This window comes from Brevibacterium sp. CS2, from assembly GCF_005280295.1.
Lineage (GTDB): Bacteria > Actinomycetota > Actinomycetes > Actinomycetales > Brevibacteriaceae > Brevibacterium > Brevibacterium pityocampae.
Genome location: NZ_CP040020.1, coordinates 2,064,602 through 2,077,178 on the forward strand (window position 1 = coordinate 2,064,602; position 12,577 = coordinate 2,077,178).

The 12,577-nt window shown below is 70.8% G+C and carries 10 protein-coding genes and 1 tRNA gene; 5 read left to right on the forward strand and 6 right to left on the reverse strand.

Features of this window, described 5'->3' with window-relative positions:
* The first annotated feature begins 35 nt into the window (after positions 1–35).
* Entirely contained in the window at positions 36–590 is a 555-nt protein-coding gene (locus FDF13_RS09220) for a M48 family metallopeptidase (protein WP_137319386.1), read from the forward strand.
* A gap of 153 nt (positions 591–743) precedes the next feature.
* On the opposite strand, the gene FDF13_RS09225 is transcribed toward FDF13_RS09220, so the two are convergent.
* The 3 genes from FDF13_RS09225 to FDF13_RS09235 all read right to left on the reverse strand — a co-directional run bounded on the left by FDF13_RS09225 (position 744) and on the right by FDF13_RS09235 (position 4,090).
* A complete protein-coding gene (locus FDF13_RS09225; RefSeq protein WP_254668758.1) occupies positions 744–1,346 on the reverse strand; it encodes an NUDIX hydrolase in 603 nt (200 codons plus the stop codon).
* On the reverse strand, positions 1,343–2,890 hold the full coding sequence (locus FDF13_RS09230; protein ID WP_137319387.1) for a zinc-dependent metalloprotease: 1,548 nt from the start codon (positions 2,888–2,890) through the stop codon (positions 1,343–1,345). The genes FDF13_RS09225 and FDF13_RS09230 overlap by 4 nt, the downstream gene beginning before the upstream one ends.
* Positions 2,891–3,192: 302 nt before the next feature.
* A protein-coding gene (locus FDF13_RS09235) for an IS5 family transposase (RefSeq protein ID WP_175406849.1) occupies positions 3,193–4,090 on the reverse strand; the annotation gives its coding sequence in 2 pieces (ribosomal slippage) (positions 3,193–3,732 and positions 3,734–4,090; 897 coding nt in all).
* 75 nt (positions 4,091–4,165) lie between these two features.
* Between FDF13_RS09235 and FDF13_RS09240 the strand changes: the two genes are divergently transcribed.
* The 4 genes from FDF13_RS09240 (at position 4,166) to FDF13_RS09255 (ending at position 9,325) form a co-directional block, all read left to right on the forward strand.
* Positions 4,166–5,275, forward strand: coding sequence for a PDZ domain-containing protein (locus FDF13_RS09240; RefSeq protein WP_254668759.1), 1,110 nt, complete (start codon positions 4,166–4,168; stop codon positions 5,273–5,275).
* Between the two features lie 67 nt (positions 5,276–5,342).
* Entirely contained in the window at positions 5,343–8,273 is a 2,931-nt protein-coding gene (locus tag FDF13_RS09245; RefSeq protein WP_137319388.1) for a UPF0182 family protein, read from the forward strand.
* A 97-nt stretch (positions 8,274–8,370) separates the two neighbouring features.
* Positions 8,371–8,447: transfer RNA gene (locus FDF13_RS09250), tRNA-Met, on the forward strand.
* Between the two features lie 329 nt (positions 8,448–8,776).
* Positions 8,777–9,325, forward strand: a complete 549-nt coding sequence (locus FDF13_RS09255) for a YceI family protein (RefSeq protein WP_137319389.1) — start codon at positions 8,777–8,779, stop codon at positions 9,323–9,325.
* Between the two features lie 137 nt (positions 9,326–9,462).
* Here FDF13_RS09255 and FDF13_RS09260 read toward each other — a convergent pair whose 3' ends face one another.
* From FDF13_RS09260 to rsgA, 3 genes are read right to left on the reverse strand one after another with little or no spacing between them, the layout of a single operon-like run.
* Complete coding sequence (locus tag FDF13_RS09260) at positions 9,463–10,722, reverse strand: aminotransferase class I/II-fold pyridoxal phosphate-dependent enzyme (RefSeq protein WP_137319390.1); 1,260 nt, start codon at positions 10,720–10,722, stop codon at positions 9,463–9,465.
* Positions 10,722–11,486, reverse strand: coding sequence for a histidinol-phosphatase (hisN, locus tag FDF13_RS09265; protein ID WP_137319391.1), 765 nt, complete (start codon positions 11,484–11,486; stop codon positions 10,722–10,724). The genes FDF13_RS09260 and hisN overlap by 1 nt, the downstream gene beginning before the upstream one ends.
* A gap of 58 nt (positions 11,487–11,544) precedes the next feature.
* Complete coding sequence (gene rsgA / locus FDF13_RS09270) at positions 11,545–12,576, reverse strand: ribosome small subunit-dependent GTPase A (protein ID WP_137319392.1); 1,032 nt, start codon at positions 12,574–12,576, stop codon at positions 11,545–11,547.
* Position 12,577 lies beyond the last annotated feature (1 nt).

The following is a 12,577-nucleotide window of genomic DNA, read 5'->3' on the forward strand; positions in this document are numbered from 1 at the left end:
GGGCCCGTGTCAGCGGCGCACTCTAGGGTGGTGGTATGGAGGCACGAGAGGTCATCGCCGCACTCGCGGACGGCACGATCACGGTCCGGCGGTCGGCGCGCCGGCGCAAGACGATCTCGGTGAGCCGCGATCACGGCTCGTACGTCGTCGCGGTGCCCGCCCGGTACGACGTCGACCGCCATGCCGGTGACATCGGTTCGCTCATCGCGCGACTGGAGAAGCGCGCCCGCACCGCGCCCCGCGGCGACGCCGAGCTCGAACGCCTCGCAGCCGAGCTCAACGACCGCTGCTTCGACGACGGGATCGCGCCCGCCTCGGTGCGCTGGGTGACGAACCAGCGCCATCGCTTCGCCTCGGCGACTTCGGCGACCCGGGAGATCCGGGTCTCCGACCGGCTGCGCGAGGTGCCGCGCTGGGTCCTCGAATCGGTGCTCGTCCACGAGCTCGCGCACCTGCGTGTGCCGGACCACTCGGCGGCGTTCACCGCGCTCACCCGCCGCCACCCGGACACCGACAGGGCCGAGGTCTTCCTCACCGGCTTCTCCTACGGGGAGACCGCGGCGGAGGCCTCTGCGCGTCACCGGGACTGAGTCGCGCTGCCGGGTTCGTGGTGCGCCGCCGCGGCCGAGGAGCGCCGCCGGGTCGACGGCGCAGGGCCCGGACCGAGGTGGGTCGCCGGGATCGAGTCGCGGCACCGGCACCTGGACCCGTGAGCAGGATCGGCCAGGGCACGAGGGAGCGGATCAGGAGCGTCCCGCATCGACGGTGCGGGCGGAGTGTGCCGCCTCGAACAGTCCCGGCAGGCGGCCGGGCAGGTCGGGCAGGATGTTCTCCGGCAGCTCCTCGAGGTCGAACCATGCCACGGCGAGCGACTCCTCGGAGGCGCTCACCGGCGCCGCTGCGTCCACCGACGCGCCGTAGACGACATCGCGGTGCACCCGGCACGCGCCGAAGGCCGCGGGCAGGCCGTGGACATGGAGGTCGATCGGGGCGGGGGAGAACCAGTCGACGCGGGTCAGGCCGGACTCCTCGAGGCACTCCCGCAGGGCCGCGGCCCGCAGCGAGGAGTCCGCGGCCTCGATGTGTCCGCCGAACTGCCCCCAGGCATCGGCCTTGCGGTGGTGGTGGAGGAGCACACGCCGGGCATCGAGGTCGAACACCACGCAGCTCGCGGTGAAGTGCTCGGGCCCGCCGTCGCGGTCGAGGGCGGCGGCCCCGGCCGAGGCGAGGAAGGCCCGGGCCGCAGCCTGTTCATCGATCCGGTCGGCAGGCGCGGGCCACGAGCGCAGCTCGCGCGCCGCGAGCTGTGTGCGGGCCCCCGGGGCGCTGCCGCCGGTGGGCGTCACGGGGACGGCGGGGTGGAGCCGCTGGGACGATCGTCGTCCCCGTCGCCGGGGTCGCCGCCGTCGGCGGGGCCGTCCCCGGCCGCGGAAGCATGGCCATCGTCCGGGGTGGATGCATCCGTGCTCGGGGCGGCAGCTGCGTCGGCGGGGCCGGTGGTCGGCGAACCGGTGTCGTCGTCACCAGCGGAGCCGGCGCCCTCGTCGGCGAGCAGCCGGGCGAGCGCCTCGTCCATCGAGGAGTCCGTCGACCATTCCTGGCTGCGACGCTCGCGGTAGCCCAGCGGGTCGTCGAGGTCCTGCGTCGTCGGCAGCAGGTCCGGGTGGTTGAATACCGCGTCGCGCGCCTCGGGCCCCTCGGTCTGCTCGAGGTAGGAGAACAGCGCCGCGGCATCGCGGAGCCGGGCCGGGCGCAGGTCCATGCCGACGAGCTGGGCGAAGGTCCGGTCCGCCGCACCCTCGGTGGCCTGGCGCTCGCGGAGCGCCTCGCGGATGGTGTCGCGCGAGCCGAGCTGTGCGCACGCCCGGTAGGCCACGACATCGGCCCAGCCGGCGATCACCGACAGGAGGTTCTGCAGGCTGGTGAGCGCCTGCTGCTGAGCCTCGGTGGGTTTCGGGTCGAACAGGCCGCGGCGGATCTCCTCGCTCATCTCCTGCATGCGGCTGGGATCGATCGAGCCGGCCATGCCCTGGATCCGATCGAGGTCGAGCTCGATCCCGGAGGCGTACTTGCTCAGCGCGGTCTCCACGTGGCCGGCGAGCCAGGGGGAGCGCTTGAACAGCCAGAGGAGTGCGAGCTCGCGCACGGCGAGGTGGATGCGCAGCTCGGTGGCCTCGACGCCGATCTCGGAGGCCGCACCGGTGATGTTCGCCTCGACGAGAGCGGGCCGGCTGCCCTTGATGAGCGGCAGGCCGTACTCGGTGCCGCTGAGCACGGAGCCCGACAGCGCGCCGAGCGCCTCGCCCAGCTGCATGCCGAACATCGACTCGCTCATCGAGGTGAACATCTGCCCGGCGCCGGCGAGCATCGGCTTGAGCTCCTCGGGCGCCTGCTCGGCGATGCTCGCGGTGAGCGCGGAGGACATGTTCGACTGGATCGGCCGCACCAACCGCTGCCAGCCCTCGAAGGTCTGCTCGACCCACTCGCGGCGGGTCAGTGCGATCGCTTCCGGAACGCCGACGGCGGAGGTCGTGACGTCCTCGAGCCAGAGCTCCGCGAGGCGGAACGCGTCGTGGGAGGCACGGGTGACCTCGTCGGTGACCTCCGGGTCGGGCTGCGGGATGTGCTGCTCGGCCGCGCGCCTGCCCCCGGTCTGCGAACCGCCGGAGAGCATGCCCTGGAGCTGCTGCATGATGCCGCCGAGCATCGCCGGATCGAACGGGAGGCCGCCGGGGCCCGCCTGTCCGGCCGAACCTGACTGCCCGCCCGAACCTGACTGCCCGAAGGCGCCGCCCATCTGGCCGCCGGGACCGAAGAGCATCCCGAAGATGTTGCCGAGCGGGTCGTTGTTGTCGTCGGGCTGGTCGCCTTCGCGGTTCTTGTCGGTCATGCCATTCCCTCGGTCGTCCGCGGAGCCTCGGCTCCACTGATGTGCTGGTCGGTGCTGCTCGCGGTGCGCGCGTGCCGCGTGCCGTGCACGGGCGGCGCGCTGGTGCTGTGCTGTGCGCGGTGCGCGATCCCGTGCGATCCACGGGCCTGCTGAGAAGCCTAACGAGCGAAGCTGGTCAAACCTTCCGAACCGGGGGCGCGAATCGCCGGTGTCCGCCCGTGGCTGAATCGCCGCCCGGGCTGCGTGGGGCGCCGAGGCCCGGTCACGATTGGGTCACCGCGATCGCCGTGGCCTACACTTCACTAGGGCGTGTCCGATAAATGGTGTAGCCACGCAATAGCCGCGTTGAGTACGACTGCTGCGCGGTAGACGATGGCGAGTTTGTCGTAGCGGGTGGCCAGGGCCCGCCACTGCTTCAGGCGGCTGTAGCCGCGCTCGATGACGTTCCTGCCCCGGTACTTCTCGGCGTCGAACTTCGGCGGCCTGCCTCCCTTGGAGCCGCGGCGCTTGCGGTGGCCCTGTTGATCTTTCGGCTCGGGGATGACTGCTTCAATCCGGCGGCTGCGCAGGTAGGCACGATTGGCCCGCGAGGAGTACGCCTTATCGCCCAGCAGTGCTGTCGGCCGGGTGCGGGCGCTACCGAGTCCGGGGCGCTGGACCCGCAGCTGATCCATGAGCGGGATGAGCATCGGGCAGTCGCCGTCCTGGCCGGCGGTGCACACGGTGACCAACGGCAGTCCGTGGCCGTCGACGAGCTGATGGGTCTTTGTCGACAGCCCACCCCGGGACCGGCCCAGCGCGTGGTCAGGCGGCTCGACGTCCGGATTCGTGTAGTTCGACGAATCCCTTTTTTAGGCGCGTGATGTTCGTTGAGTGTTGATGAGCACGCGCGATCGTGGAGTCCACCGACAGCGACCAGTCGAGCTCGCCGGCAGCGTCAGCGTGAGCGGTCAAGCGGGCCAGCGCGGTGTCCCAGGTGCCGTCGCCGGCCATCCGGCGATGCCAGGTCCATACCGTCTGCCACTTGCCGAACGTCTCGGGCAGGTCCCGCCAGGCGATCCCGCATCGGTAGCGGTAGATGATGCCCTCGACCATCTGGCGGGCATCAGCGAAGGGCCGGCCCCTGCGGCCGGTCGGAGCAGGCAGCAAGTCAGCAATCAGCGACCATTGAGCATCCGTGAGCAGTTGGAATCTCGACATGCTCCCAGGCTCTCAGCCAGCGAACCACATCATTGTCAGACACGCCCTAGAGCCGAGACCGAAAGGAACCCCTGCGTGAGCGAGCCTGCCGTCACCGGCCCCGAAGCGCCCGCGCGGTCGCGCCGGAAGCGGTCCGACGGCACCATCGTCTCGGGGATCGTCACGTATCTCCTCGTGCTCGTCGCGGCCCTCGTCCCGGTTCCCTATCTCATCCAGATGCCCGGTCCTGTCGTCAACACCCTCGAACCCGTCGAGGGCGACGAGCTCATCACGATCACCGGCACCGAGACCTACGAGGCCGAGGGCACGCTCGACCTCCTCACCGTCGCCGTCGCCGGCGGGCCCGGCCGCAGCCTCAACGCCTCCCAGGTGCTCCGCTCCGTCGTCAGCGCCGAGGACACCGTGGTGCCGACCGAGGCGTACTATCCGCTGACCACCACGCGGGAGGACGTCACCGGGCAGAACGCCGCCGAGATGGCTTCATCCCAGGACACCGCCACGGCCGCCGCGCTCGGCGAGCTCGGCATCGACTACCGCTCCGTCATCACCGTGGCCGAGGTCGTCCCCGGTTCGGCGGCCGACGGCCAGGTGCAGCCGGGGGACATCATCACCGCCGTCGACGGTGCGGAGATCGGCGGCGACGAGGCCGCCGCGCAGACCGTGGCCGACGCCGTGCGGGCCTCCGAGGGCACGGTCGTCCTCGGCCTGGAGCGCGCCGGGGAGCCGCTCGACGTCGAGGTCGCCCCGGTGGAGGCGCACGGCCAGAAGATGATCGGCGTGACGATGACGCAGGCCTTCGACTTCCCGTTCGACGTCACCTTCAACGTCGAGGGGATCGGCGGACCGTCGGCGGGGACGATCTTCGCCCTCGCGATCATCGACGAGCTCACCCCGGGCAACCTCACCGGGGACCGGGCGATCGCCGGCACCGGGGCGATCAGCCCCGACGGCACCGTGGCCCCGATCGGAGGCGCCCGCCAGAAGGTGTCCGCCGCCGCGGAGTCGGGCGCCGAGTTCTTCCTGTCCCCGACCGACAACTGCGCCGAGGTGCTCGGCGCCCGGGGTGCCGACGCACTCACCGTCGTCGCCGTGGGCACCCTCTCAGAAGCTCATTCCGCGGTGCAGTACATCGCCGCGGACCGTACCGGGAACCTGCCGTCCTGCCAGGACGCCGCGGCCAACTGATGTCCGACGCTGCTAGGAAAGGACACGCGTGACCTTCGCTGCCCCACCAGGAGGCCGTTCGACCGGCATGAAGCCGAAGAAGCCCTCACCGCTCATGCTCACCCTCATCGCGGTCGCGGTGCTGCTCGTGCTCTTCGTGATCTTCGCGCAGGTCTACACCGAGGTGCTGTGGTTCGACCAGCTCGGCGTGCTCTCCGTCTACGCCACCGAGTGGATCACCAAGGTCGTCCTCTTCGTCATCGGCTTCCTCGTCATGGCGGTGCCGGTGTGGTACTGCCTGCGGATCGCCCACCGGAACCGTCCGGTCTACGCGCCCGTCACCCCGCGCCAGGAGAACCTCGACCGGTACCGCGAGGCCGTCGAGCCGCTGCGCCGGATGATGACGATCGCGCTGCCGGCCGTGCTCGGCCTGCTCGGCGGCGTCGCGCTCTCGGCGGCCTGGACCCAGGCCCTCATGGTCCTCAACGCCACCCCCTTCGGCACTCCGGACCCGCAGTTCGGCCACGACGTGTCCTTCTACGTCTTCGTCCTCCCGGTGATCCGGGTGGCGCTCGACTTCCTCGGCATGGTGACGCTGCTCGCCTTCATCGCCTCGGTCGTCTCCCACTACCTGTTCGGCGGCATCCGTCCCGGCGAGGAGCGCGGTCTCCACCTGACCAGGACCGCGCGCGTGCAGCTCGCGATCACCGCCGCGCTGCTGCTGCTCGTGCAGGCCGGCCGGCTCTTCGTGCTGCGCTACGAGAACCTCACCAACACCTCGGGGATCGTCACCGGTGCCACCTACACCGGGGACAACATCACGCTCCCGGCGATGCTCATCGTGTCGCTCGCGACCGTGGCGGTCGCGGTGCTGTTCGCCGCGAACGCCTTCGCGAACGTGTGGAAGCTGTCCGTGGTCGCGGTGATCATGCTCGTCGTGCTCGGCGGGATCTCGATCATCGGTCTGCCCGCCGGTGTCCAGCAGTTCCAGGTGCAGCCCTCGGAGCAGAGCCTCGAGAACGAATACATCCAGCGCAACATCGATGCCACTCGCAGCGCCTACGGCATCGACGACGTCGAGGTCATCCCCTACAGCCCCACGGTCGAAGGGGAATCCGGTGCGCTGCGGGCCGACGCGGAGACCGCCGCCTCGGTGCGCCTGCTCGACCCGAACCTCGTTTCCGACACCTTCCGCCAGCTCCAGCAGCAGCGTCCCTTCTACGGCTTCCCCGAGCAGCTCGACGTCGATCGCTACGAGATCGACGGGCAGATGCAGGACACCGTGATCGCGCTGCGCGAGCTCAATCCCGGTTCCCAGGCGGATTCCTCGTGGCTCAACCAGGCCGTCGTCTACACCCACGGCTTCGGCGTCGTCGCCGCCTACGGCAACCAGCAGGGCAACGACGGGCAGCCGGCCTTCCTCGAGGCGAACATCCCGCCCACCGGTGAGCTCGGCGAGTACGAGCCGCGCATCTACTTCGGCGAGCGCTCCTCGCGCTATTCGATCGTCGGTGCGCCGGAGGACTCGGACCCGCGTGAGATCGACTACCCGGCCGACGGCGAGGACGGCTCCGCCCAGGTCTACAACACCTTCTCCGGCGAGGGCGGCCCGGCGGTCGGCTCGTTCTTCCACCGCCTGCTCTACGCGATCAAGTTCCAGGACGAGCAGATCGTCCTGTCCGATGCGCTCAACCCCGAATCGCAGATCCTCTACGAGCGGAACCCGCGCGAGCGGGTGCAGCGCGTCGCGCCGTTCCTCGAGGTCGACGGCGATCCCTACCCGGCTGTCATCGACGGGAAGATCAAGTGGATCGTCGACGCCTACACGACCTCGCCGGAGTACCCGTACTCCACGCCGCAGGTCCTCCAGGAGGCGACGCAGGACTCGAACACCGAGCGCTCCGGCGCCACCCAGGCGCTGCCACCGCAGCAGGTCAACTACATCCGCAACTCCGTCAAGGTCACCGTCGACGCCTTCGACGGGTCCGTCGACCTCTACGCCTGGGACGAGAAGGACCCCGTCCTGCAGACGTGGATGAAGATCTTCCCCGACCTCGTGCAGCCGGTGGAGAACATGAGCGCGGATCTCATGAGCCACGTGCGCTACCCCGAAGATCTCTTCAAGGTCCAGCGCTCCCTGCTCACCCAGTACCACGTGGAGGACTCGAACTCGTTCTACACCGGGCAGGACTTCTGGACCCAGCCGCTCGACCCGACGGTCAACGCCGAGCGCAACCTCGTGCAGCCGCCGTACTACCTCACGCTGCGGATGCCCACCCAGGAGGCGCCGTCGTTCTCGCTGACCTCGTCGTTCATCCCGCGGCAGTCGAACGGGCAGACGCGCAACAACCTCACCGGCTTCCTCGCCGCGTCCGCGGATGCGGGCTCGGAGGAGGGCGCGCCGAGCGAGGAGTACGGCAAGCTCAGGCTCCTCCAGCTGCCGCGCAACACGACGTTCCCCGGCCCCGGCCAGGCGCAGAACAACTTCAACACCGAGCCGGAGATCCAGACGAGCCTCAACCTGCTGCGGCAGGGCGAGTCCGAGGTGCAGAACGGCAACCTGCTCACGCTGCCGGTGGCCGGCGGTCTGCTCTATGTGCAGCCGGTCTACGTCCGCTCCGCGGGTGAGACCTCGTACCCGGTGCTCCAGCGTGTGCTCGTGGCCTTCGGCGAGGAGATCGGCTTCGCGCCGACCCTCGACGAGGCGCTCGACCAGGTGTTCGGCGGCGACTCCGGTGTGCAGGCCGGCGATGCCGACAAGGCCGGTCAGGCCACCGAGGACGAGGCGGGCACCGGTGCCGGTGAGGAGGGGGCCGGAGCGTCCGCCCCCGACGAGTCGGTGCAGGAGGCCCTCGACGAGGCGAAGCAGGCGATGGAGGATGCCGACCGGGCTCTCCAGGACGGCGACTTCGCCGCCTACGGCGAAGCGCAGGAGCGTCTCCGTCAGGCGCTCGAGCGCGCGCTCGAGGCCGAGCAGGGCCCGGCCGACGCCGAGGCGCCCGCCGAGGGCGAGGGCTGATCACTCGGGCCGATTCCGGACCGCTCCACGCGGTGAGGCAGATCACCGCCCGGCGATTTGGTGGTCACCTGGCGTTCACGTATAGTTGAGAACGCATCGCGGGGTGGAGCAGTTCGGTAGCTCGCCGGGCTCATAACCCGGAGGTCGGAGGTTCAAATCCTCCCCCCGCCACCAAGTGGGAGATTCCCCCGGTTCCGGAGACGGAACCGGGGGAATCTGCATTCACGCCGCCCCCGCGCCGGGGCCGGCGGCATCCCTCGTATCTTGCGCTGCTCTTCGTCCGGATCTGCCTGTGCGGGGACTCATCGGGAGTCGCCCGCCCGCCGGTCCGGGCTCACGCATCCGGCACAGCCTGAGGCGCACGATCATGCCGCCCCATGACCGCACAGTGCTTCGACGTGACGAGGCTCATACATCCTGCACGGGGATCGTGCTTGCATCTAGTTGAAGTGTCAACTAGATTTGCACTTGTAGTTAAAAACTTAACCAAAAAGGAGATCACCATGACTGCGCTGCCCACCAACCTCACCCCCGGCACCTGGAACTTCGACGCCCTCCACTCCGACTTCGGATTCGTCGCCCGTCACGCCGGCGTGACGAAGGTGCGCGGCGAGTTCACCGACTTCACCGGCACCATCACCGTCGCCGACGAGTTCGAGAACAGCCGGGTCGAGGCCTCGGCGAACGTCTCCTCGATCACCACCGGCAACGAGCAGCGCGACGGCCACCTCCAGTCCGGCGACTTCTTCCTCGCCGAGGAGCACCCGCAGGCGACCTTCGTGTCGACCGCGATCGAGAACTTCGACGGCGCTGAGTTCGACCTCGTCGGTGACCTCACCATGCGCGGTGTGACCCTGCCCGTGACCTTCAAGGCCGAGTTCAACGGCGTCGCCGTCGACGGCGACGCCTCGCTGGCCGGCTTCTCCGCCACCACCACCGTCAACCGCAAGGACTACGGCATGAAGTTCCACGCCGCGATGGGCGGCGGCGAGCTCCTCGTCAGCGACAAGATCGTCATCAACATCGAGATCGAGGCCGCCAAGCAGGCCTGATCCGCCGCTCCGGCGGGCGCACCGCGCGCCCGCCGGACCCGGGAGCACCGACGAGGCCCCCGCACCGGAAACCGGTGCGGGCGCCTCGCTGTGTGCTCGGAGTCGGGCCGCCGGCCGTAGACGGCGGAGCCCGGGGACTACTTCGCCGGGCGCGCGGTGAAGGTCCCGTCCTCGATCGCCCGGGCGAGGCGGGCGATGCCCGCGGTGGCGGCCTCGACCTCGGCGGGACTCTTGCAGAACGAGTAGCGGATCGTCGCGCGGTAGTGCTCCGCCGTCGGTGATCCGGCCCGGCACAGCGCGGCCACCGGAATCCCGGTGAAGCCGTACTCCCGGGTGATCCGCTCGTTGAGTGCGAAGGCGTCCTCGTCGGTGAGCGGGGCGAAGTCGACGAGCACGAAGTATCCCGCCCGCGGCGTCCGGACATCGATGCCCGGCACCTGGCGCAGTGCGGCGAGCAGCACGCCGCGGCGCGCGGCGAGCGAGTCGCGGTTCTCGGAGGGGAACGGCGAACCGGTGCGCAGCGCCTCGGCGACGGCGACCTGCAGGGGGGAGCCGGCGGTGAAGGTGAGGAACTGCTTGACGCCCTGGATGGCCGCGCGGACCTCCGGAGCGGCCACGACCCAGCCGACCTTCCAGCCGGTGATGTTGAAGGACTTTCCCGCCGAGGACACCGATACCACCCGCTCGGGCTCGTCGACGTGCGCGGCGAGCGCATGATGCTCGGCTCCGTCGAACACGAGGTACTCGTACACCTCGTCGGTGATGACCCAGGCATCCGCACGCTGGGCGCCGGCGAAGATCCGCCGGAGCTGTTCGAGGTCGAACAGCGCACCCGTCGGGTTGTGCGGGGTGTTGACGATGATCGCCGCCGTCGACTCCGACACCGCCGCCTCGAAAGCCTCCCAATCCGGGGCGAAGCCGCCGTCGACCGGCAGCACCGGCACCGTGACCATCGTCGCCCCGGCAGCGGTGATCGCCGCCGGGTACGCATCGTAGAACGGCTCGAACACGATGACCTCGCCTCCGGGCGGCACGAGCGCGAGGATCGCAGCGGTGAGCGCCTCCGTCGCGCCGACGGTGACGAGCACCTCGTCGGTGCTCACCTGCTGGCCGTACTCGCGGCGACGCTGCTCGGCGACCGCGCCGATGAGCGCGGGGAATCCTTGGCCGGGCGCGTACTGATTCATCCCCGCGCGCATGGCGTCAGCAGCAGCGGCGACGAGCGGCTCCGGGGCGTCGGTGCCGGGCGCGCCCTGGCCCAGATTGACTGCCCCGTGGGCGGCGGCGAGCTGCGTCATCTGCCCGAAGATCGTCTCTCCCACCGTGCCGTCGGGCCGGACGAGGCCGGCGGCGTCGACCATCCGGTGCCACAGGGGTGCGCGCATGAGCTCCGGCATCACATGTACTCCAGCACCGCGTCGTGGAGCCGGCCGTTCGTCACGACCGCGTTCCCACCGAAGGGACCGTCCGACCCGCCGAGGTCGGTGAACCTGCCGCCGGCCTCGAGCACCACGGGGACGAGCGCGGCCATGTCGTAGAGCTCGAGCTCCGGCTCGCAGGCGATGTCGACCGCGCCCTCGGCGACGAGCATGTAGGACCAGAAGTCTCCGTAGCCGCGGGTCCGCCACACCGTGTCGCACAGCTGCAGGAACCGCTCCCGGGTGCCGCGCTCCCGCCAGCCGGTGAGCGAGGCGAAGGACAGCGAGGCATCGGCGAGCGCATCCACGGCGGACACGGAGATCCGCTCCGGGGCACCGCCGTCGACGACGAGGTGCGCGCCGGCCCCGGCCGCGGCGTACCAGCGCCGGCCGAGCGCCGGGGCGCTGACGACGCCGACGAGCGGCGTCTCACCGTCGTAGAGGCTGATGAGGGTGGCGTAGACGGGCACGCCGCGGACGAAGTTCTTCGTCCCGTCGATCGGGTCGACGATCCAGCGCCGGGCGGCCTCGCCGCGACCGCCGTACTCCTCGCCGAGCATCGCGTCGGCGGGCCGGTGCTCGGCGAGGATCTCGGCGATCATCGCCTCGACCGCGCGATCGACGTCGGTCACGGGGGTGAGGTCCGGCTTCGTGGTCACCGTGAGGTCGTGGGCGCGGAAGCGAGGGAGGGTGAGCGCGTCCGCCCGGTCCGCGAGCAGGAGTGCGAGCTGAAGATCGTCCATGGGGCCACAATAGCGAGCTCGCCCGCCGGGGGAGTGCGGGGTTCGAGGAGTGGGAAGGTCAGCCGGCAAGGTTGCCGAGCAGCCGCCGCAGCGAGGCGAGCCGTGCCGGTCCGGATTCCCCGGCCCGTCCCTCGGCGACCCAGGCGTCGAGTGCACAGCCGGCGGAATCGGCGAGGTGCGCGCACCCCTTGGGGCAGTCGGCGGTGGCGGGGACGAGCTCGCCGAACGCGGCGAGCACGTTGTGCGCATCGACGTGGGCGAGGCCGAAGCTGCGCACTCCCGGGGTGTCGATGAGCCAGCCGCCGCCGGGCAGGGGCAGGCAGACGGCCGAGGACGAGGTGTGCCGGCCGCGGCCCGTGACCTCGTTGACGGCACCGGTCGCCCGACCGGCGTCGGGCACGAGCGCGTTCATCAGCGTCGACTTGCCCACCCCGGAGTGCCCGACGAGCACGCTGAGCCGGTCGGCGAGCACGCCGGCGAGCGCGGTGATGCGCGGTCGGCCGCCGTCGTCGAAGCCGCACGGGACGATCTCCACACCGGTGGCCTCGAAGCGCTCCCGGATCGCGTCGAGGGGCGCGAGGTCGAGCTTGGTCACGGCGAGCAGCGGGGTGATCCCGGCGTCGAAGGCCGCCGTGAGCGTCCGATCGATGAGCCCCCACGAGGGTTCCGGGTCCGCCGTGGCGGTGACGACCACGAGCTGGTCGGCGTTGGCGACGATGACGCGCTCGGTCGGGTCGGTGTCGTCGGCGCTGCGGCGCAGCACCGTGCGCCGGGGCAGGACCTCGACGATGCGGGCGAGGGAGCCGTCCTCGCCCGAGGTGTCCCCGGCCATCCGCACCCGGTCGCCGGGCACGATCGCCTGCCGGCGCAGCCGCGAGGCGCGCACGCACGTGATGATCGGCCCCTCGGCGGGGGCCCCGGCCTCATCGTGCTCCGCGACGGCGCGGTAGCGCCCGCGGTCGACCGCGACGACCATGCCCACCGGCGCGTCGCTGTGGTCGGGCCGCTCCTTGGTGCGCGGCCGCGAACCGCGCCGGTTGGGGCGCGGTCGGTAGTCGTCCTCGGTGAAGTCCCGGTAGCGGCGCGGCATC